Origin of the sequence: Pseudomonas sp. KK4, assembly GCF_001984065.1 — a bacterium.
Classification (GTDB): Bacteria; Pseudomonadota; Gammaproteobacteria; order Pseudomonadales; family Pseudomonadaceae; genus Aquipseudomonas.
This window is the reverse complement of sequence record NZ_LYVP01000023.1, coordinates 19,871-40,313: the sequence shown is the minus strand read 5'-3', so window position 1 is coordinate 40,313 and position 20,443 is coordinate 19,871. Positions and strand designations below refer to the sequence as shown.

The following is a 20,443-nucleotide window of genomic DNA, read 5'->3' as shown; positions in this document are numbered from 1 at the left end:
CTGGCAAACCGCATTCGCGAGCAAACCCACTCCCACAATGGGTCCCCGCACTGTCAGTGACTATTCGAACAATGCATCCAACGCCTGCTCCAGCCGGGTTACCGCAATGATCTGCAACCCGGGCGGCGCCTCTTTCGGCGCGTTGCCCTTGGGCACGATGGCACGCTTGAAACCATGCTTGGCCGCCTCTTTCAGACGCTCCTGACCGCTCGGCACAGGCCGCACCTCGCCGGACAAACCGACTTCACCGAACACCAGCAAGTCATGGGGCAGCGGCCGGTTGCGCAGGCTGGACATCACCGCGGCCATCAACGCCAGGTCCGAGGCCGTTTCCAGTACCTTCACACCGCCCACCACGTTGAGGAACACGTCCTGATCGTGGGTCGGGATGCCGCCGTGGCGGTGCAGCACCGCCAGCAACATTGCCAGGCGATTCTGGTCCAGGCCCAGGGTCACCCGACGCGGGTTGGCCAAATGGCTGTCATCGACCAGCGCCTGGACTTCCACCAGCATGGGTCGGGTGCCTTCCCACGTCGCCATGACCACACTGCCCGGGACTTCTTCCTGGGCGCGGGTCAAAAAAATCGCCGAAGGGTTGGAGACTTCCTTCAGACCCTTGTCGGTCATGCCGAACACGCCCAGTTCGTTGACCGCGCCGAAACGGTTCTTCACCGCTCGCAGCAAGCGAAGGCGACCATCGGACTCGCCTTCGAAATACAGCACCGTATCGACCATGTGCTCCAGCACCCGCGGACCGGCCAGTGCGCCTTCTTTGGTCACGTGGCCCACCAGGAAGATCGCCGTGCCGCTTTGTTTGGCATAGCGCACCAACAGCGCCGCACTTTCGCGCACCTGGGAGACACCGCCCGGTGCCGATTGCAACTGCTCGGTGAAAATCGTCTGGATCGAGTCGATCACCATCACCTTGGGCTTTTCCTGCCGGGCCGTGGCGATGATGGTTTCGATGCAGGTTTCGGTCATCACTCGCAGTTGATCCTGGGGCAGCCCCAGGCGCCGCGCGCGCATGGCCACTTGCTGCTGGGATTCTTCACCGGTGACGTACAGGGCCGGCATGCTCTTGGCCAGGTTGCACAGGGTTTGCAACAAAATGGTCGACTTGCCGATGCCCGGGTCACCGCCGATCAGCACCACCGAGCCGTCGACCAGGCCGCCACCCAACACCCGGTCCAGTTCACCGGATGCGGTGGAAAAACGCGGGATCTCTTCGACGCTGACTTCGGCCAGGGTCTTGATCTGTGCCTGCTGGCCTGCCCAACCGGTGCGCCCGGTCGGTGCCGCGGCACCGCCGCTTTCCACCATGGTTTCGGTCAGTGTGTTCCAGGCGCCGCATTCGCCGCACTGACCGGCCCATTTCGGGAAGGTTGAGCCGCACTCGGTGCAGCCGTACATGCGCTTGGCCTTGGCCATCTGAACCCCCGGCAAAAACCGCGATGATAGCTCAGACGAATGCATTCGGGGCGGGCAGCCAACGAAGGGACTTAAATACAAAGAATATCGTTCTTGCAATCGGTGCAATCATAAATAGCCTGTTTGAAGTGTTTGAACAGGCCTGTCTGAACAAACGGCTCTGTACAAGCAACTCGCGACTTGCGCCATTCAATAACCTACAAGTGTCGCTGAAATCTGTACAAACCTTATATGAGAAAGATCATTCGTATAACTTTATTTAAAAGACTGAATCATCAACCCTACATTCAAACCTCTGTTTAAACTTAGAGTATTTGCTTGAAACCACTGATTGGTACAACCCTATCTATATTCACCGACCTGTCGCCAGCGATATTATCCTTGGCTGTCACTCGACTGTAAAAAATCAGAGGCGGATATAAATGACCCATCAGTCGATGCAGGCCCCAACAGCGATCACCAAGTCCAAAAGCGCCGACGGTCTAAACTTTTCAGCGCGTGTCCGGTCGATTGCAGGCAAGCTCTCGGGGCAGGCGTATCGAGCAGGATGCACCTTGCTGATTTACACTGCCTTCACCAACCTCATCTGTAACAAGGAAATAACCTATGGGCGTGATAAGTGAGTTCAAGGCCTTCGCGGTCAAAGGCAACGTGGTCGACATGGCCGTCGGGATCATTATCGGTGCCGCTTTCGGCAAGATCGTCACCTCGTTCGTCGGCGACGTGATCATGCCGCCAATAGGGCTGTTGATCGGGGGGGTAGACTTCAGTGATCTGGCCATTACGCTCAAGGCCGCTACCGCAGACGCGCCGGCGGTGGTGCTGGCTTACGGTAAATTCATCCAGAGCATGATCGACTTCGTGATCGTGGCGTTCGCGATCTTCATGGGCGTCAAGGCCATCAACCGTCTCAAGCGCGAAGAGTCCGTGGCCCCCACCCTGCCGCCTGTTCCAACCAAGGAAGAAGTGTTGCTGGGTGAGATCCGAGATTTGCTCAAAGCTCAGAACACAAGGCCCTGAGCCCTCCTCTTGCAGGAGCGAGCTCGCGATGGTCTTGAACGATAAAGCGGGACCCCGCGGCGTTCTCGAGTGCATCGCGAGCAAGCTCGCTCCTGCAGGTACAGGTGTCGTCCTTACCAGAAGTTTTCCACCGCCACCTGACCCGGTCGGCGGCTGAGGCTCAGATGCATGTCGCGCTGTTTGAGCAGTTTGCGCGTGTCATCGATCATTTGCGGGTTACCGCACAGCATGACCCGTGAATGTTCGGGCGTCAGTTCAACCCCGGCCGTCCGCTCCAGTTCGCCATTTTCGATCAGCGTGGTGATTCGCCCGTTTAACGCACCCGGGTGCTGTTCTCGTGTCACGGTGTTGATCAGCTGCAGTTTGTGCGCGTATTCGGCCAGATACTCACGCTCCGCCAGTCCTGCAATCAGTGCCTGGTAGGCCAGCTCGCAGGTTTCGCGCACGCTGTAGACCAGGATGATTCGCTCGAATTTCTCCCACACCTCGAAGTCCTGAAGGATCGACAGAAACGGCGCCAGGCCGGTGCCGGTGGACAACAGCCACAGGTCGCGCCCATCGACAAAACGATCGAGCGTCAGATATCCGAAGGCCTGGCGGTCGACCAGCAACGTATCGCCGACACCCAGCCGGCTCAGTTCACTGGTGAATTCGCCGCCCGGCACGACAATGGAAAAGAACTCGAGATACTCGTCAAAGGGCGACGACACCATGGAATAAGCGCGCCATACCGTGCTGCCGTCAGCCTTGGTCACTCCCAGCCGGGCGAATTGCCCTGCACGGAAGCGAAAGCCCGGATCCCGGGTGGCCCGCAAGGTGAACAGATTCGGGGTCAATGGCTGGACGTCGAGCAAGGTCTGGCGGGTAAATTTTTCTTCGCTGGCGGTCATGTGCGGCTCCAATAAAACCCATGACCGCAGTGTCTCGCAAAGCTCATCTGATAAACACCGGTGATTTGTAGTGTCTTTAGAGCAAGTACTCTTCTCATATAATTAACACTTTAGTCTTTACGTATCAGCGGCAGTTCAATGGCCTGAATACGGATCAGACGGTTAATATTAACAGCGACATTCAATATGTTTGATTCCATTCAATCGCGTTAGAACTCTATTGCCGGCTTTTAGTTAGGCAACCATTCAAAAAAATCTCAGCATGACGATAGGATTAATCCTACACTCCAAATCGCAAGAGCATTCTGGATCCAAGATTTTTGTTTAATCCCGCGCATGGAGTTAGATGATGGAACGGTGGAAGGAGTCCCAACTTGAACAGATATCATCCACAACAGACCTTGGAAATGCCTTCCAGACATCTTTGGGCTTCGTGAAAAACATCGGCTTCAAATTTTTTGCATTTTCAACTACATGCCCGACGAAAACCGAGCATTTTCATAAACCTTTGTTCAACAATTATCCGGTTGCCTGGAGCCGCGAATATGAAAAGAAAAAACTGGTCGCGGCCGACCCGGTAGTAGCACATTGCAATCAATCTACGTTGCCCGTGTTATGGAGCGAGGACCTTTTTTGCAATACGCCATGGATCTGGAACGCGCTGGAGCGCGAAGGTATCCAGCATGGCTGGTCTCAAGCGGTGCACGATGAGGAAAGCGGGTTGTGCAGCATCCTGAGTCTGGCCAGAAGCCATTGCCCGATCAGCGCATGGGAGCTGTATGAAAACCTCGGCTTCACCACCTTCATTGCCCACCATCTGCATGATCTGGTTGCCCGGACCCTGCCCCAGGAAGCGAAAAAAGTCTGCGCGACGAACCTGTCAGATCGGGAAGTCGACGTACTGAATCTTGCGGCAACGGGCAAAACGGCCTATGAGAGCGCGCGGATTCTCAATCTCAGCGCACGTACCGTGAATTTCCATGTTCAGGAAGCCATCCGCAAACTCGGGGTCAATAACAAGGTTTCGGCGGTCATTGCCGCCGCGAAGGCGGGCTATCTCAATAGCGATGCGATGCGCTGAGTCGAAAACCCGCGGGTAATCCGAGCCGAAAAAAAGTACCATCGGCGCCTCCTCCGCAGTGATGACGTGTGAACCCTCCACGCCTATCCACTGCGGACGGCCCCGCCCGCCACGACACTCCTGGGCGCGGGATTTCCGTTGATTACCAGAGCCCCGCCCCATGCCTTTGCTCGAAACGCCTTTCGCCAGCCTCGACCTGATCCGTCAACCCGAACAGCAGAACGAACCGCTGCAAGCCTTCGATGCGGCGGACGAGTACCTGCTTAACCATCTGGCCGAGCAACAGCCCTCGATCAACACTCGGGTCCTGGTGCTGAACGACAGTTTCGGTGCCCTGGCGGCGAGCCTGCTCGGCAACGTCGAGGTGACCAGCAGCGGCGATTCGTTCCTGGCTTTCCAGGGGCTGGAAAAGAACCTGGCGCGCAATGGTCAGGCATTCGATGCGGTGCCGTTCATACCGGCCAGCGAAACAGCCACAGGCCCTTTTGACCGGGTGCTGATCCGTGTGCCGAAAACCCTGGCCCTGCTGGAAGAACAACTGATCCGCCTGCAAGGCCAATTGGCCCCAGGGGCGCAAGTGGTCGCCGGGGCAATGATCAAGCACCTGCCAAGGGCCGCGGGGGATCTGCTCGAGCGTTATATCGGGCCGGTGCAGGCGTCGCTGGCGGTGAAGAAAGCCCGATTGCTGATTGCCACCGCGCAAGACAAAGCACCGCTCGCCTCTCCCTATCCGACGCGCTATCGGCTCGACGCGCCGGCCATCGAATTGCTCAACCACGCCAACGTCTTTTGCCGCGAAGGCCTGGACATCGGCACCCGGGCATTCTTGCCGCACCTGCCGAAAAACCTCGGCTCAGCCCGAGTGGCGGACCTGGGCTGCGGCAACGGTGTACTGGCGATCGCCAGTGCCCTGCAAAACCCGGACGCACATTACACGCTGGTGGACGAATCATTCATGGCCGTGCAATCGGCCGCCGAAAACTGGCGTGCGGCCCTGGGTGAGCGTGATGTTGTGGTGAGGGCCGGCGATGGCCTGGCCGGGCAGGATCCTCAGTCGCTCGATGTGGTGCTGTGCAACCCGCCGTTTCACCAGCAACAGGTGGTCGGCGACTTCCTGGCCTGGCGCATGTTCCAGCAAGCCCGGGAAGCGCTGGTGGTGGGCGGTGCGCTGTACATCGTCGGTAACCGCCACCTGGGCTATCACAGCAAACTGGCCCGGTTGTTCCGCGGCGTCGAGCAGGTGGCGGCGACGCCAAAGTTCGTGATTCTCAAGGCTCGCAAGTAAGGCGAGGTAAAAAAACCCTCCGGTCGGAGGGTTGAATCCGCGCCCGAAGGCGACGGGAGGGATGTCTGGTGTTCAGTGCGTGGTCAGGCCCGCGGCGCTCATGAACATTCGCATCACACTGGCCGCGATGAACAGCGCACCGACACTGCCGACCCAGATCAGGGCCAGCCAGCCGAGCCGCTGCCACAGCGGCTTTTTTTCGGCTTCTTGAATGTCGTGCAGGGAAGGTTTGTTGGTCACTGCATCGATCCTCTAAAAGGGCGATGGCGTTTGTGAAGACGCCATCGCGAGCTCGGCTCCTACAGGTTCCGTGGGAGGCTCTAGTGGTACCCGTCTTCGTGGGTCACCTTGCCGCGGAACACGTAGTAACTCCAGAAGGTGTAGCCCAGGATGAACGGGATGATGAACAGCGTGCCCACCAGCATGAAGCCCTGGCTCTGCGGCGGTGCAGCGGCGTCCCAGATCGAGATCGACGGTGGCACGATGTTCGGCCACAGGCTGATCCCCAGGCCGCTGTAGCCGAGGAAGATCAGCACCAGCGTCAGCACGAACGGCGTGTAGTTGGCATTGCGGGCCACCGCGCGGATCAGGCCATACAGCGTCACCAACACCAGGATCGGCACCGGCAGGAACCAGAACAGGTTCGGCAGGGTGAACCAGCGCGCGGCGATTTCGGCGTGGGCCAAGGGCGTCCAGATGCTGACGATACCGATCACCGCCAGCAGCACGAACGCCAACGGCCGCGCCAGGTCATGCATCTGCTCCTGCAACTTGCCTTCGGTCTTCATGATCAGCCAGGTGCAACCCAGCAACGCATAAGCCACCACCAGCGCGACACCGCAGAACAGGGTGAACGGCGTCAACCAGTCCAGGGAACCACCGGCGAACTGCCGGTTGACCACCGGCAGGCCATCGATGAAGGCCCCCAGTGCCACGCCCTGGAAGAAGGTGGCCGCCACCGAACCGCCGATGAACGCCTTGTCCCACAGATGGCGCTTTTCGTCCCGGGCCTTGAAGCGGAACTCGAAGGCCACGCCACGGAAGATCAGCCCGATCAGCATGAAGATCAGCGGCAGGTACAATGCCGAGAGCACCACCGAATAGGCCAGCGGAAAGGCGCCGAACAACGCCGCGCCGCCAAGGACCAACCAGGTTTCATTGCCGTCCCAGACCGGCGCGACGGTGTTCATCATCACGTCGCGATCGGTCTTGCCCGGGATGAACGGGAACAGGATCCCGATGCCCAGATCGAAGCCGTCCATGACCACATACATCATGATGCCGAAGATGATGATCACGGCCCAGATCAGCGGAAGATCAATACCCATGATTCAAATCTCCTTGGTCACGGTGTGGTCGGCATCGGCGTGTTCGTCGTCGGCAGCGGACAACGGACGGGCCGGCGTGCGTTTCTGGCCGGGGCCACCGTCGTTGGTTTCCTTGCCTTCGTCGATCTTGGGCCCCTTGCGCACCAGGCGCATCATGTAGCCCAGGCCCGCACCGAACAGCGCGAAATACACCACGACGAACAGGATCAGGGTGATGCTCATCTGCATGACACTGTGGTTCGAAGAGGCGTCCGCCGTGCGCATCAGGCCGTAGACCACCCACGGCTGACGCCCGATTTCCGTGGTGAACCAGCCCGCGAGGATCGCGATCAGGCCGGACGGTCCCATCCACAACGCCAGGTACAGGAACGGGCGTGCGGTGTAGAGCTTGTCGCTCTTGCGCAGCCACAGGCTCCACAGACCGGTGAAAATCATCAGCAAGCCCAGGCCGACCATGACCCGGAACGACCAGAACACGATGGTCGAATTCGGCCGGTCTTCAGGCGGGAACTCCTTGAGCGCCGGCACCTGTTTGTCCAGGGAGTGCGTCAGGATGAGGCTGCCCAGGTAGGGTATTTCCACGGCGAATTTGGTTTTTTCTTCCTTCATGTCCGGCCAGCCGAACAGGATCAACGGGGTCGCCTCACTGCCTTTGTTTTCCCAATGGCCTTCGATCGCGGCGATTTTCGCCGGCTGATGCTCGAGCGTGTTCAGGCCATGGAAGTCGCCGATGACAGCCTGGATCGGCGCGACGATCAACGCCATCCACATCGCCATCGAGAGCATCTTGCGGATCGCCGGGTTGTCCTTGCCGCGCAGCAGGTGCCAGGCCGCCGAGGAGCCGACGAAGAACGCAGTGGCGACGAACGCCGCCGTGGCCATGTGCATCAGGCGATAGGGGAACGAGGGGTTGAAGATCACCGCCAGCCAGTCCACCGGAATCACCTGGCCGTTGACGATTTCATAGCCCTGAGGGGTCTGCATCCAACTGTTGGAAGCCAGAATCCAGAAGGTCGAAATCAGCGTGCCGATGGCGACCATGACGGTGGCGAAAAAGTGCAGGCCGCGCCCGACCTTGTTCCAGCCGAACAGCATCACGCCCAGGAAACCGGCCTCGAGGAAGAACGCTGTCAGCACTTCATAGGTCAGCAACGGCCCGGTCACGGATCCGGCGAAGTCCGAGAAGCGGCTCCAGTTGGTGCCGAATTGATAGGCCATGACCAACCCCGACACCACGCCCATGCCGAAGTTGACCGCGAAGATCTTCGACCAGAAATGGTAGAGGTCGCGGTACGTATCGTTATGGGTTTTGAGCCACAGGCCTTCGAGCACCGCCAGGTAACTCGCCAGACCAATGGTGATGGCGGGGAACAGGATGTGGAACGAGATGGTGAACGCGAACTGGATTCGGGCGAGATCAAGTGCCTCTAAACCGAACATAAGTCTTCCTCTGTCAGGTAGTACGGCTGCCGGCTGGAGGCCTGCATCCACGGTCCCCACGGATATGGAGTGTGGCGAATCGCTGTTTGTTGTTTTTTTTACACGCATCGCAACGCAGGGAGTCTGGCCTTGCGGCGCCAGATCAATCCTTGCGGGCCTTGATCTGGATCAAGCAACGTTGAAAGAGTAGTCCCATTTGCGCGGATGAACCGCGTGGTCTTTTGCCGCGTGACAAGTTGCCTCATGGACGATATCTGGCTCAAAACCATCCCCTGTGGGAACGGGCTTGCTCGCGAAGGCGCAGTGTCAGTCGCCATCGATGTTGAGTGTGCCGGCCTCTTCGCGAGCAAGCCCGCTCCCACAGGGGATTTGATGTGTTGCGAAAATCGATGTCTGGCTAACTGAATTTTCCTTCATGGCAACTTCCTGTTACAGGTTGATGATAATCTCGCCCTTCCGTCTCCTGCCGCAGATCTGCCTTCAAATGCCCAGCCAAGAGCCTTTGCTGTTACGTCACCATCGTCCTTTCCTTGCGTTCTGGCTGGCTCGGGTGTTCACCGCCAGCGGCTTTCAGATGCTGACCGTGGCCATTGGCTGGAACCTCTACCAACTGACCGGCAACGTGCTCGACCTGGGCCTGGTGGGGTTGGTGGAGTTCGCGCCGCGGGTGCTGTTCATGCTGCACACCGGGCACGTGGCCGACCGCTACGACCGGCGCAAGGTCGCGGCGATCTGTCAGTCCCTGCAAGCGCTGATCGCCCTGTCGCTGGCCATCGGCAGCGCCACTGACCATGTCACTCGGGAAATGATCTTCATCCTCGCCTTCCTGCTAGGCGCCGCGCGCTCCTTCGAGATGCCGACCACCCAGGCCTTGCTGCCGAGCATCGTGCCCAGCGCCCTGTTCCCCCGGGCCGTGGCCGCCGCACAATCGGCCCAGCAATCGGCAACCATCGTCGCCCCGGCGCTGGGCGGCTTGCTGTATGCCTTCGGCAGTGTGTGGGTGTACGGCCCGACGGTGCTGCTGTATGTCATCGCCTGCTCGTTGATGCTGAACCTGCCGGCCCGGCAGACACCGTTGAACAAAGGCAAGGCGACTCTGGATTCGCTGTTGGCGGGCATTCGCTTCATTCGCAGCCGCCCGGACATTCTCGGGGCGATCTCCCTGGACCTGTTCGCGGTTCTGCTCGGCGGCGCCACGGCGTTGCTGCCGGTGTTCGCCAAGGACATCTTGCTCACCGGCCCCTGGGGCCTGGGCCTGCTGCGCTCGGCACCGGCGGTGGGGGCGTTGCTGATGTCGCTGTTTTTGGCCAGGTTCGCCGTGGAACGCAATGTCGGCCGCGTGATGTTCACCGCCGTGGGCGTATTCGGCGTGGCCACCATCGCCTTCGGCCTGTCGACCTCGTTCTGGTTCTCCCTGGCGGTATTGGTGGTGCTCGGCGCGGCCGACATGATCAGCATGGTGATCCGCGCGTCCTTCGTGCAACTGGAAACCCCGGACGAAATGCGCGGCCGCGTCAGCGCGGTCAACGGCCTGTTTATCGGCGCATCGAACCAGCTCGGCGAATTCGAGTCCGGCCTGACCGCCCACTGGTTCGGCACCGTGCCGGCAGTGGTGATGGGCGGCATCGGCACGCTGGTGGTGACCGGGACGTGGATCAAGCTGTTCCCGACGTTGGCGCAGCGGGATCGGATGCATGTGCCGGTGGAGGACGTTAAAGCCTGACCCGGCCTAAACCAACAACTCCCCCGCCACCGCTGCCCGCGCGGCTTTCCCGCACAGCTGTTCCACCAGCGTCAGGGCGAAGGTCAGGGCGGCGCCCGAGCCTTGGGCGGTGATGCAGTTGCCATCGGCCACCACTGGTTGGTCGACGAAAGTGCAGCCTGAAAGTTGATGACTGACCGAGGGCAGGCAGGTCATGCGCCGTTGTCGCAGTACGCCGAAGGCTTGCAGGGCCAGCGCCGGGGCTTCGGCGATGGCGGCGAACAGGCGGCCGGCAGCGGCCTGGTCCTTGATCAGTTGCTGCAGGGGTTGATGGGCCGCCAGGTGTTGCGCCCCGACGGCACCGCCAGGCAGGACGATCAGGTCGAAGGGCTGGGCCAGCAGGTCCACCAGCATCGCGTCGCTGGTCAGGCGGGTGCCGCGGGCGCAGGTGAGCATGCGCCGGCCCTCGATGCTCGCCACCACCACTTCCACTTTGGCGCGACGCAGCACATCGATGAGGGTCACGGCTTGCAGGTCGTCGATGCCCTCGGCAAGGGTGATCAAGGCTCTAAAGGTCATTGGCGTCATCCAGGTAATGATCCTTAAAGCGTAGTCAGCTTTCGTTACCCTTGTTCATGACCCGCGTTTTCTCGATGCAAGGCTCGATGAAAAGCTACTTGATGTAGAGCTGCGTCGACATCGTGTTGCCCGGGGCATTGATCGAGGTGTTGCTGAAGGTGAAGGTGCCTTCCTGCTTGCCGGCCATATCGAACACATACAGATAGCCGACGGTTTTGCGGCCGACGGTGCAATCGGTCAGGTTGCCGTTATCAAAGGCGCAGACCGGTGTGCGGGTGCCGTTGATGTCGAAGCCATCGAGCCCGACGTGGGGCTGGCTGCGACCATAGCCCACTTCCAGCACGTAGATCCTGATGTTCGGGCCGCTGTGATTGCAGCGCGTCTGCGCCTGGCCTTCGTCAATGGACTCAAAGCCACAGCCCGGGGATTCAACCTTGAGCACTTTCACCTGGGTCAGCGGCGGCGCCGAGGCGGCTTGGGCCAGCGGTGCTCCCAAGACCAGCGCCAGCAAGATCAACAGCCCATTTTTCATGCAACATCCCCCCAAAAATCAGCGCGCAGTATGGCTGACTCCGGCCAAAGGCAAAACATTCGACGACGATCACCGCCATAAGCAGCCATAACCCTGTGCGGCTGGTATGATGCGCGGCTTTTTCCGACCCACAGAAAATTCCCAGGCGCCTGCAGCGGTCTGTGCTTTGCTGTTGAGGTCGATACATTCACGGCGCCGGGCGCGCCACGGGGAGCAGACATGCTGGAAAGGCTGTTTCAACTCAAGGCACACAACACCAACGTACGTACCGAGATCCTGGCGGGCGTCACGACCTTTTTGGCCATGGCCTACATTCTGTTCGTCAACCCGAGCATCCTCGGCGAGACCGGCATGGACAAGGGCGCAGTGTTCGTCGCCACCTGTCTGGCAGCCGCCATCGGCTCCACGGTCATGGGCCTGATCGCCAACTACCCGATCGCCCTCGCCCCGGGCATGGGCCTGAACGCCTTCTTTACCTACACCGTGGTCCTGCACATGGGCCACACCTGGCAAGTGGCGTTGGGCGCGGTGTTCATCTCGGCAGTGTGTTTCTTCCTGCTGTCGATCTTCCGCATCCGCGAATGGATCATCAACAGCATCCCGCTGCCGCTGCGCTCGGCGATTGCCGCCGGTATCGGCCTGTTCCTGGCGCTGATCGCGCTGCACAACGCCGGCATCGTGGTCAGCAACCCGGCGACCATGGTCGGCCTGGGCGACCTGAAACAGCCGGCACCGATCCTCGCCACCCTCGGTTTCGCCCTGATCGTCGCCCTCGAAGCCCTGGCCGTGCGCGGTGCGGTGCTGATCGGCATTCTGGTGGTGACCATCATCTCCATCGTGATGGGCTTCACCCCGTTCGGCGGCGTGATGTCGATGCCGCCGTCGCTGGCGCCGACCTTCCTGCAACTGGACATCAAGGGCGCGCTGGACATCGGTCTGGTCAGCGTTATTTTCGCCTTCCTGTTCGTCGATCTGTTCGACAACTCCGGCACTCTGATCGGCGTCGCCAAGCGCGCCGGCCTGATGGGCAAGGACGGTCACATGCCGAAAATGGGTCGTGCTCTGGTTGCCGACAGTACCGCTGCGATGGCCGGTTCCCTGCTGGGCACCTCTACCACCACCAGCTACATCGAGTCCGCTGCTGGCGTGAGTGCCGGCGGCCGCACCGGCCTGACCGCCGTTGTGGTGGCGATCCTGTTCCTGCTGGCGCTGTTCTTCTCGCCACTGGCGTCCAGCGTTCCAGCCTTCGCCACCGCGCCGGCACTGCTGTTCGTCGCCGTGCTGATGACTTCGGGCCTGGCGGAAATAGACTGGGACGACATCACTGTTGCCGCGCCGGTGGTCATCACCGCCCTGGCAATGCCGTTCACCTATTCCATCGCCAACGGCATCGCCTTCGGTTTCATCGCCTGGACCGCCATCAAGCTGATGTCCGGTCGCGGCCGTGAGCTGAACCCGGCGCTAGTGATTCTGTCGATCCTGTTCGTGATCAAGCTGGGTTGGTTCAACGCATGACTTTTGATTCCCAGGCCTACGCCGTCCAACTCGAAGACAAGGTCACGCGCTTGCGTGACCTGCTGGCCCCCTTCGATGCACCACAGCCGGCGGTCTTTGATTCGCCGTTGCAGAACTTCCGTCTGCGCGCCGAATTCCGCCTGTGGCGTGAAGCCGGCGAGCGTCACTACGCAATGTTTTCCCAGGAAGACAAACGCACGCCGATCCTCATCGAAGCATTCCCGATTGCCAGCCTGCGCATCAACCAACTGATGCCCCAGCTCAAAGCGGCGTGGCAGGCCAGCTCGGCCCTGAGCCACAAGCTGTTTCAGGTGGAGTTCCTGACCACCCTGGCCGGCGATGCGATGATCACCCTGTGCTACCACCGCCCGCTGGACGAGCACTGGCACGCGGCGGCGACTAAGCTGGCGGCGGACTTGAACGTCAGCATCATCGGCCGCTCCAAGGGCAAGCGCGAAGTCATCGGCCACGATTACGTGGTGGAAAAACTCGAAGTCGGCGGTCGCACCTTCAGCTATCGCCAACCCGAAGGCGCATTCACCCAGCCCAATGGCACGGTAAACCAGAAGATGCTCAACTGGGCCTACGACGCACTCGGCGACCGTGCGGATGACCTGCTGGAACTGTATTGCGGCAACGGCAACTTCACCCTGCCGCTGGCCACCCGCGTGCGCAAAGTGCTGGCCACCGAGATCAGCAAGACCTCGGTCAACGCAGCGCTGAGCAACCTCAGTGAAAACGCTGTGGATAACGTCACCCTGGTGCGTTTGTCCGCCGAAGAACTGACCGAAGCGCTCAACGAAGTAAGGCCCTTCCGCCGCCTGCACGGCATCGACCTGAAAAGTTACGAATTCGGCAGCGTCTTCGTCGACCCGCCCCGCGCCGGCATGGACCCGGACACCTGCGAACTGACCCGGCGCTTCGACAACATCCTCTACATCTCCTGCAACCCGGAGACCCTGGCGGCCAACATCGCCCAACTGCACGACACCCACCGCATCACCCGATGCGCGATGTTCGACCAGTTCCCGTGGACCCATCACATGGAATCCGGGGTGTTGTTGACCCGGCGCTGAAGCCTGTTTGACGCCCACAAAAAAGCCGTCGCAATGACGGCTTTTTTGTGGGTGTATCAAAGCACAACATCCACCTTGCGCGGCCGCCCGCCTTTCTTGCCATTGACCCGAGCAGCTTCAGCCTTGGCCGCACTGCTTTGACGACCATTGTGTGATGCAACCACTGAAGCCGCCATGGTCACGAGCGACTTGCTCGCCGAGATCATTCCGGCGATCGATACATGCAGGTCTTTGCCTTCGTGGCACAGTGCAGTTCCGGAAAAGCCGACGTTCAGCCCTGCAAAATCCTTCACCTCAAAATCATCGAACTCCGGATAATTCGCCACAGGCAACAGGACTCCGCAGCCGTCTTCGAAGCTGACGGCCAGGCACGGGGCAAGAAAGGTGACCGCTGTAGCATGCAGGCTGTTTCTGGTACGTAATTGCCCACGCTTGATGGCTTCGTCCAGGCGACTTTCCGTCACTGGCCTATCAGCCTGAACCTTGGCCTTGATCTTCACGGTTTTCATAACTCGATCTCCACACATTTCTGTGCACCTATAAGGGACAGCCGCGTCGTGTTCGTTTCGGGTTCGTAGCAAGCCGTTCCAATCATGTTGGTCGTGCTGACTACTTTTTTCACTGCTACGACTTCGTTGCTGTGCCAGTCCCACAATTGATTTTCAAGGCAAACGGTCTGTAATTTTCGCCACCAGATGCCACGAGCACGCAGCAAATTGGCAGGTTGTCTGAGCGATCGAAGCACGCCGTCCAGCGTCGCCGACGGTGGCCGTCGCGAAATCGGGACAACATCCCAGAGCTCTACACCGTTGTGCCAGAAGCTGAACCTGAATCTCGCAGTCCAAGTGCCCGCTTCCACATGAGCATGAGGCGGACAATGCTCGTCACGTAACATGATCACCACCGAAAGCCCCTTGTAGTTGCATACCTTCATGCTAACCCATCCGTTAGGTTAATGAATCCGAAAACTCGACATTCCATTTGAAACTTGAACCCAGGCACCCATCGCCAAACTGAAACTGCGCGTCCGAGCCTATTGCTCCGGCCCCGTAAGAAAAATTAAAGATTCGTAAAAAATCCTTTCCCAACGCCCACAAAAAAGCCGTCGCAATGACGGCTTTTTTGCATCTCAACCGAATCACCCCGGCAGATTCTTTCGATATTCCGTGGTGGTAATGCCTTTGTACCCCCAGTTATCGGTGTCGATTTCCTCGATCACGATGTGGGTCAGTTCCGGGGGCTTGCCGAGGACGCGCTGCAGGGTCTCGGTGATTTCGGCGATGACCTGGGCTTTCTGTTCCCGGGTAACGCCGTCGCGGGTAATGCGTACGCTGACGAAAGGCATGCTGCGTCTCCTGCTCGGCTGATTAAGGAAGGCTTACCGCTGGATCACTGTATCCGCGTGCGGGCTTCTGATAAATAGTGATCCGACACTTCATTTGATCCTTGGTGTAATCAATCATGCAGCGACAATTTGACGATCTTCAACTGGGCAGCATCGAGCTGTTCTGCCTGGCCGCCGAAGCCGGCAGTTTCACCGCAGCAGCGCTGGTGGCAGGGGTTACGCCGGCGGCGGTGAGTCGCTCGGTGTCGCGCATGGAAGAACGCCTGGGCGTGAGGTTGTTCGCGCGCACCACCCGCAGCGTCAAGTTGACCGACAGCGGCCGGCGCTACTACGAAGAATGCCGTCAGGCCTTGGCGCAACTGGTGGAAGCCCAGCGCGAGGTCATGGGTCAGCAGCAAGTGCCATCCGGCACGCTGCGCATCAGTATTCCGACCACCTATGCCCACCACCGGATCCTGCCACTGATGCCGGCCTTTCGCGCGCGGTTCCCGGCGGTGAAAGTCGAGTCGCACATCAGCAATCGCAACATCGATTTCGTCGGCGAAGGCTATGACATGGCGATTCGCGTGCGGGCGATTCCCGACTCCGGGCTGATCGCCCGGCCACTGGAAGATGCCGCGCTGGTGATGATCGCCAGCCCCGACTACCTCAAGCACGCTGGCACCCCACAAACCCTCGACGATCTGCAGCAGCACGAATGCATACAATACGAACTGCCCAGCAGCGGCCGGCGCATCGCCTGGCTGTTCAATGAAAACGGCGTGGAGCGCGAGATTCTGGCCGAAGGCAATTTCGTGTGTTCCGACGATGTCCTGGGGGGCGTGACCCTGGCGAAAAACGGCGCGGGGCTGTTCCAGACCTATCGCTTCATCGTCGAAAAAGAACTGGCCGACGGCTCGCTGGTGGAAGTGCTCAAGCCCTATGGCGGACGTTCGCGGCCGTTCACTTTGCTGTATCCACAGAGTCGCCACATGCCGTTGAGGGTGCGGGCGTTCATTGATTTTCTGGTGGAGCATCTGCCCCGCTGATCACAAAAGTGTCCGATCACCGCACACATTAAGCCAGAGAACCGTCGCTCCAATTGACCAAACTAACTAGCTAGTACAATTTATCTCCACAGGCTGGAAACCTCAGCCAATGCCAAAAATAATAAGTGGAGAAACTCCGATGTCCCCCATCATTCTGGTGCTCAACGGCCCGAATCTGAACATGCTCGGCACCCGCGAACCGGCCAATTACGGCCATGAGACCCTGGCCGATATTTCAAACTTGTGCGGCCGGGCCGCCGAAGAGTTCGGCCTGACGGTCGAGTTTCGCCAGACCAACCACGAAGGCGAGTTGATCGACTGGATTCACGCCGCACGCGGCCGCTGCGCCGGGATCGTGATCAACCCCGCGGCCTGGACCCACACCTCGGTGGCGATCCGCGATGCGCTGGTGGCCGCTGAATTGCCGGTGATCGAAGTGCACCTGTCCAACGTCCACGCCCGCGAGCCTTTCCGCCATCACTCCTTCGTCTCCGCCATCGCCACTGCCGTGATGGCCGGGTTCGGCAGCCACGGCTATCGCCTGGCGCTGGAGCACTTCAGCCAACGCCTGCAGGGGAAAACATCGTGAGCCGCACTCAAACGGTTTTGGCCGGACTGATCGGTGCCGGCATTCAGGCTTCACGCACTCCGGCGCTGCACGAACATGAAGGCGATGCCCAGGGTTTGCGCTACCTCTATCGCCTGATCGACCTCGATCAACTGCAACTGGACAGCAATGCCCTGCCGGACCTGCTGACGGCCGCCGAACGCATGAGCTTCACCGGGCTGAACATCACCTTCCCGTGCAAGCAAGCGATCATCCCACTGCTGGACGAACTGTCGCCGGAAGCGCGGGGCATCGGTGCGGTCAACACGGTGGTGCTCAAGGACGGCAAACGCATCGGCCACAACACCGATTGCCTGGGGTTTGCCGAGGGTTTTCGTCGCGGGCTCAAGGGCGTCGCCGTGGAACGTGTGGTGCAGATGGGTGCCGGTGGTGCTGGTGCAGCGGTGGCCCACGCGTTGTTGAGCGAAGGCGTTCAGCAACTGAGCATTTTCGATGTGGACATCAGTCGCGCCCAGAGCCTGGCCGACAACCTCAATCAACATTTCGGCAAGGGCCGCGCCGTGGCCGGCCATGATCTGGCTGCAACCATGGTTGAGGCCGACGGCCTGGTGAACACCACGCCGATGGGCATGAAAAAGCTGCCGGGGATGCCGGTGCCGGTCGAGCTGTTGCGCGCCGAGTTGTGGGTGGCGGAGATCGTGTATTTCCCGCTGGAAACCGAACTGCTGCGCAATGCCCGCGCCTTGGGTTGCCGCACGCTCGATGGCGGCAACATGGCGGTGTTCCAGGCGGTGAAGGCGTTTGAATTGTTCAGCGGCGTGGTGCCGGATGCGCAGCGGATGCTGGCGCATTTTCAGGGCATGAATGATTAAGCGAAAATGGAAGGGGGCTGCTTCGCAGCCCATCGGGGATCAATCCCCGTCGCCACAGGTCAAGCCTGCAAATACCGCAACACCGACTCGCAAATCATCTGCCGATGACGCTGCTTGATGCTCTCGTCCGGCAGGTCGATCTGGAACAGCGCACCAAAGGTGTGGCGGTTCGACACCCGATAGAAACAGAACGAACTGATCAGCAAATGCACATCCAGTGGATCGAGGCCCGGGCGGAACACGCCCTCCTCGACGCCGCGGCGCAGGATCTCGCCCAGTGAATCAAGGATGGTGTTGTTCATCGCCTTGATGGTATCGGAGTGCTTCACGTACTCGGCGTTGTGAATGTTCTCGATGCTCACGATTCGCACAAAATCGACGTTGCGGTCATGGTGATCGAAGGTGAATTCCACCAGGCGCCGAATCGCTTCCACCGGCGCCAGTTCGGCCAGGTGCAAGCGGTTCTCGGTGTTGCGGATATCGCCGTAGAGCTTTTCCAGCACCTCGACGTAGAGCTGCTCCTTACTGCCGAAGTAGTAATAGATCATGCGCTTGGAGGTGTGGATGCGCTCGGCGATGGCGTCGACGCGGGCGCCGGACAGCCCCTGCTGGACGAACTCGACGATCGCCTCCTGCAGAATATTCTCGCGGGTTTTTTCCGGGTTGTTCTTGCGACTCTTGCGTGGTTCGGCAAGTGGCTGGTCGGGCGCTGCGGGGAAGTCTGAAGTCATTGTCATTGCGGGCTCACGGCCATCACTGCACAGGCTGGCGATTATGAGCCGCGCCGCACACTGAAGGAAGCCGTGCGGCTACGGTTTGTCGAGCTGATTACTATTTTCCTACAACTTTGCCTGACGGACGGCGCCGCTTCGGGACTTGGCCATGGCCGCCAGTCGCACCGCCACGTTGGCCGCGCCATAGCCGGCATAACCGTTCTTGCGTTGGATGATCTCGAAGAAGAACCGACCTTCGAACGGTTCGGTGTACACGTGGAACAGCTCACCGCCCTGGGCATCGCGGTCATACAGCACGTTGTAATAGGCCAGTTCGCTGAGGAATTCATCGTCGAAATCGAAGCGCGCCGCCAGGTCATCGTAGTAGTTGAGCGGAATGTCCAGCAGCGGAACGCCCGCCTCCTTCGCCCGGCTGACCTGGGCAAAGATGTCGTCGCAATCGAACGCGATGTGATGCACACCGGAACCGCGATAACTCGACAGCGCGTGTGAGATCGCGGTGTTGCGGTTCTCGGAAATGTTCAGCGGCAGGCGAATCGAACTGTCGCGGCTGCGCAGTGCGCGGCTTTTCACCAGACCGTAGGGATCAGGCAAGACCACTTCGTCATCGGCCTCGAAATCCAGCAGGCTCTTGTAGAACAGCACCCAACTGTCGAGGCTGTCGGCGGGCAGCGCCATGGCCATGTGGTCGATGCGCTTGAGGCCGCCGCTGCTCACCGCGCCTGGCAGCAGGTTGAAGTCGGTGCCATAGACGTCGGCCTCCTGATCCACCAGGTAGATCAGGCTGCCATCCGGCGCGCGCACGGCGGCGAGCTCCAGTTCGTTGGGGCCGACCAGTCCGCGATAGGGTTGGCCTTTGTAGGCCACGGCGCGGGCCAGGGCGCTGGCACTGTCCTTGACCCGCACGGCCGTGGCGCACAGCGATGGGCCGTGGGCTTCGAAAAAACTGTGGGCGAACGAATACGGCTCGGAGTTGAGGATCAGGTTGATATCGCCCTGGCGCAGCAGGCTGACGCTCTTGGAACGATGCTGGCCGGCCTTGACGAAACCCAGGCGCTCCAGCCAGTTGGACAGCTTGGCGCCGAGGCTTTCGTCCACGGCGAATTCGAGAAACTCGATGCCGTTGTATTCGCTGGCCTTGGGCGTTTCGAACAGGATCTCGGACTTGGCCGCAGGCGCGGCTTCCCGGGCCAGGCGCTCGCGGGTCTTCTCTTCTAGGTACAGCAACGAACGCAGACCGTCGGCGGCATTGGCCCGTGGCGGCGCGGCGCGGAAGCCGTCGTTGAAGATCTCCAGCGACAGCGGCCCGGTGTAGCCACTCTTGATGATCGGCGCCAGGAAGCCCGGCAGATCGAACTCGCCCTGGCCCGGGAAGCAGCGGAAATGCCGGCTCCACTCCAGCACGTCCATGGCCAGGATCGGCGCATCGGCCATTTGCACGAAAAAGATCTTGTCGCCGGGAATCTCGGCGATCGCGCTCGGATCGCCCTTGAGCGACAGGGTATGAAAGCTGTCGAGCAACACACCCAGGCTCGGATGATCGGCCTGGCGGACGATGTTCCAGACCTGCTGCCAGGTGTTCACATGGCGGCCCCAGGCCAGCGCTTCGTAACCGATGCGCAAACCACGCGCACCCGCACGTTCGGCCAGCAGGCGCAGGTCGTCGACTAGAATGTGTTCATCACCGAGGGAGTCGGCCGAGGCGTTGCTGCACACCAGCACCAGGTCCGTGCCCAGCTCCTGCATCAGGTCGAACTTGCGTTCGGCTCGCTCCAGATTGCGCGACAAGCGGTCACGGCGGCAACCTTCGAAATCCCGGAACGGTTGGAACAGAGTGATGGCGATCCCGAGATCGGCGCACATCTGTTTGATTTCCCGGGGACTGCCGTCGTAGTACAGAAGGTCGTTCTCGAAGATCTCCACGCCGTCGAAACCGGCGGCGGCAATGGCTTCGAGTTTTTCCGGCAGGGTACCGCTCAAGGATACGGTGGCAATGGAACGCTGCATGTTTCGACTCCCG

General features: G+C 60.2%; 22 protein-coding genes. 10 read left to right on the top strand and 12 right to left on the bottom strand.

Features of this window, described 5'->3' with window-relative positions:
• Window positions 1-60 precede the first annotated feature (60 nt).
• Window positions 61-1,428, bottom strand: coding sequence for a DNA repair protein RadA (gene radA, locus B0W55_RS10970; RefSeq protein ID WP_077046019.1), 1,368 nt, complete (start codon window positions 1,426-1,428; stop codon window positions 61-63).
• A gap of 422 nt (window positions 1,429-1,850) precedes the next feature.
• On the opposite strand from radA, the gene B0W55_RS29885 reads away from it, so the two are divergent.
• A complete protein-coding gene (locus tag B0W55_RS29885) occupies window positions 1,851-2,051 on the top strand; it encodes a hypothetical protein (RefSeq protein WP_139340893.1) in 201 nt (66 codons plus the stop codon).
• Window positions 2,035-2,448 (top strand): large-conductance mechanosensitive channel protein MscL, encoded by a 414-nt coding sequence (gene mscL / locus B0W55_RS10965; protein ID WP_077046018.1) that lies wholly within the window; start codon window positions 2,035-2,037, stop codon window positions 2,446-2,448. Before B0W55_RS29885 ends, mscL begins: the two co-directional genes overlap by 17 nt.
• Window positions 2,449-2,561: 113 nt before the next feature.
• Here mscL and B0W55_RS10960 read toward each other — a convergent pair whose 3' ends face one another.
• Window positions 2,562-3,338, bottom strand: a complete 777-nt coding sequence (locus tag B0W55_RS10960) for a ferredoxin--NADP reductase (RefSeq protein WP_077046017.1) — start codon at window positions 3,336-3,338, stop codon at window positions 2,562-2,564.
• Window positions 3,339-3,687: 349 nt separating this feature from the next.
• On the opposite strand from B0W55_RS10960, the gene B0W55_RS10955 reads away from it, so the two are divergent.
• Window positions 3,688-4,419, top strand: a complete 732-nt coding sequence (locus B0W55_RS10955) for a LuxR family transcriptional regulator (protein ID WP_077046016.1) — start codon at window positions 3,688-3,690, stop codon at window positions 4,417-4,419.
• 160 nt (window positions 4,420-4,579) lie between these two features.
• Window positions 4,580-5,704, top strand: coding sequence for a methyltransferase (locus B0W55_RS10950; protein ID WP_077046015.1), 1,125 nt, complete (start codon window positions 4,580-4,582; stop codon window positions 5,702-5,704).
• 72 nt (window positions 5,705-5,776) lie between these two features.
• Here the strand turns inward: B0W55_RS10950 and B0W55_RS10945 are convergent, their stop codons facing one another.
• The 3 genes from B0W55_RS10945 to B0W55_RS10935 all read right to left on the bottom strand — a co-directional run bounded on the left by B0W55_RS10945 (window position 5,777) and on the right by B0W55_RS10935 (window position 8,472).
• The gene (locus B0W55_RS10945) at window positions 5,777-5,944 is read right to left on the bottom strand and encodes a DUF2474 domain-containing protein (RefSeq protein ID WP_077046014.1); all 168 of its coding nucleotides are present in this window, start codon (window positions 5,942-5,944) and stop codon (window positions 5,777-5,779) included.
• A gap of 80 nt (window positions 5,945-6,024) precedes the next feature.
• Window positions 6,025-7,032, bottom strand: a complete 1,008-nt coding sequence (gene cydB / locus B0W55_RS10940) for a cytochrome d ubiquinol oxidase subunit II (RefSeq protein ID WP_077046013.1) — start codon at window positions 7,030-7,032, stop codon at window positions 6,025-6,027.
• A gap of 3 nt (window positions 7,033-7,035) precedes the next feature.
• The gene (locus B0W55_RS10935; RefSeq protein ID WP_077046012.1) at window positions 7,036-8,472 is read right to left on the bottom strand and encodes a cytochrome ubiquinol oxidase subunit I; all 1,437 of its coding nucleotides are present in this window, start codon (window positions 8,470-8,472) and stop codon (window positions 7,036-7,038) included.
• Between the two features lie 484 nt (window positions 8,473-8,956).
• Here B0W55_RS10935 and B0W55_RS10930 point away from each other — a divergent pair, with 484 nt between their 5' ends.
• Window positions 8,957-10,195, top strand: a complete 1,239-nt coding sequence (locus B0W55_RS10930; RefSeq protein WP_077046041.1) for an MFS transporter — start codon at window positions 8,957-8,959, stop codon at window positions 10,193-10,195.
• A gap of 6 nt (window positions 10,196-10,201) precedes the next feature.
• Here B0W55_RS10930 and B0W55_RS10925 read toward each other — a convergent pair whose 3' ends face one another.
• Both B0W55_RS10925 and B0W55_RS10920 read right to left on the bottom strand, forming a co-directional pair.
• Window positions 10,202-10,753 (bottom strand): DJ-1 family glyoxalase III, encoded by a 552-nt coding sequence (locus B0W55_RS10925; RefSeq protein ID WP_077046011.1) that lies wholly within the window; start codon window positions 10,751-10,753, stop codon window positions 10,202-10,204.
• Window positions 10,754-10,847: 94 nt separating this feature from the next.
• Entirely contained in the window at window positions 10,848-11,285 is a 438-nt protein-coding gene (locus tag B0W55_RS10920) for a DUF4879 domain-containing protein (protein WP_077046010.1), read from the bottom strand.
• A gap of 219 nt (window positions 11,286-11,504) precedes the next feature.
• On the opposite strand from B0W55_RS10920, the gene B0W55_RS10915 reads away from it, so the two are divergent.
• Window positions 11,505-12,800, top strand: a complete 1,296-nt coding sequence (locus B0W55_RS10915; RefSeq protein ID WP_077046009.1) for an NCS2 family permease — start codon at window positions 11,505-11,507, stop codon at window positions 12,798-12,800.
• Window positions 12,797-13,876: a tRNA (uridine(54)-C5)-methyltransferase TrmA gene (trmA, locus tag B0W55_RS10910; RefSeq protein WP_077046008.1), complete on the top strand. Its 1,080-nt coding sequence runs from the start codon at window positions 12,797-12,799 to the stop codon at window positions 13,874-13,876. Before B0W55_RS10915 ends, trmA begins: the two co-directional genes overlap by 4 nt.
• A gap of 56 nt (window positions 13,877-13,932) precedes the next feature.
• Here trmA and B0W55_RS10905 read toward each other — a convergent pair whose 3' ends face one another.
• The 3 genes from B0W55_RS10905 to B0W55_RS10895 all read right to left on the bottom strand — a co-directional run bounded on the left by B0W55_RS10905 (window position 13,933) and on the right by B0W55_RS10895 (window position 15,221).
• A complete protein-coding gene (locus tag B0W55_RS10905) occupies window positions 13,933-14,385 on the bottom strand; it encodes a DUF2442 domain-containing protein (protein WP_077046007.1) in 453 nt (150 codons plus the stop codon).
• A complete protein-coding gene (locus B0W55_RS10900) occupies window positions 14,382-14,810 on the bottom strand; it encodes a DUF4160 domain-containing protein (RefSeq protein ID WP_077046006.1) in 429 nt (142 codons plus the stop codon). Before B0W55_RS10900 ends, B0W55_RS10905 begins: the two co-directional genes overlap by 4 nt.
• A gap of 204 nt (window positions 14,811-15,014) precedes the next feature.
• The gene (locus B0W55_RS10895) at window positions 15,015-15,221 is read right to left on the bottom strand and encodes a 4-oxalocrotonate tautomerase family protein (RefSeq protein WP_047533558.1); all 207 of its coding nucleotides are present in this window, start codon (window positions 15,219-15,221) and stop codon (window positions 15,015-15,017) included.
• Between the two features lie 116 nt (window positions 15,222-15,337).
• On the opposite strand from B0W55_RS10895, the gene B0W55_RS10890 reads away from it, so the two are divergent.
• The 3 genes from B0W55_RS10890 (at window position 15,338) to B0W55_RS10880 (ending at window position 17,689) form a co-directional block, all read left to right on the top strand.
• The gene (locus B0W55_RS10890; protein ID WP_077046005.1) at window positions 15,338-16,249 is read left to right on the top strand and encodes a LysR family transcriptional regulator; all 912 of its coding nucleotides are present in this window, start codon (window positions 15,338-15,340) and stop codon (window positions 16,247-16,249) included.
• A gap of 139 nt (window positions 16,250-16,388) precedes the next feature.
• Window positions 16,389-16,838, top strand: coding sequence for a type II 3-dehydroquinate dehydratase (gene aroQ / locus B0W55_RS10885; RefSeq protein WP_077046004.1), 450 nt, complete (start codon window positions 16,389-16,391; stop codon window positions 16,836-16,838).
• Window positions 16,835-17,689 (top strand): shikimate dehydrogenase, encoded by an 855-nt coding sequence (locus tag B0W55_RS10880; RefSeq protein WP_077046003.1) that lies wholly within the window; start codon window positions 16,835-16,837, stop codon window positions 17,687-17,689. The genes aroQ and B0W55_RS10880 overlap by 4 nt, the downstream gene beginning before the upstream one ends.
• Before the next feature lie 59 nt (window positions 17,690-17,748).
• Here the strand turns inward: B0W55_RS10880 and B0W55_RS10875 are convergent, their stop codons facing one another.
• Complete coding sequence (locus B0W55_RS10875) at window positions 17,749-18,426, bottom strand: TetR/AcrR family transcriptional regulator (RefSeq protein WP_077046002.1); 678 nt, start codon at window positions 18,424-18,426, stop codon at window positions 17,749-17,751.
• A 102-nt stretch (window positions 18,427-18,528) separates the two neighbouring features.
• Window positions 18,529-20,430 carry a 3-dehydroshikimate dehydratase QuiC gene (gene quiC, locus B0W55_RS10870; protein ID WP_077046001.1) on the bottom strand — a complete coding sequence of 634 codons (1,902 nt, stop codon included), beginning with the start codon at window positions 20,428-20,430 and terminating at the stop codon, window positions 18,529-18,531.
• Window positions 20,431-20,443: the final 13 nt, after the last annotated feature.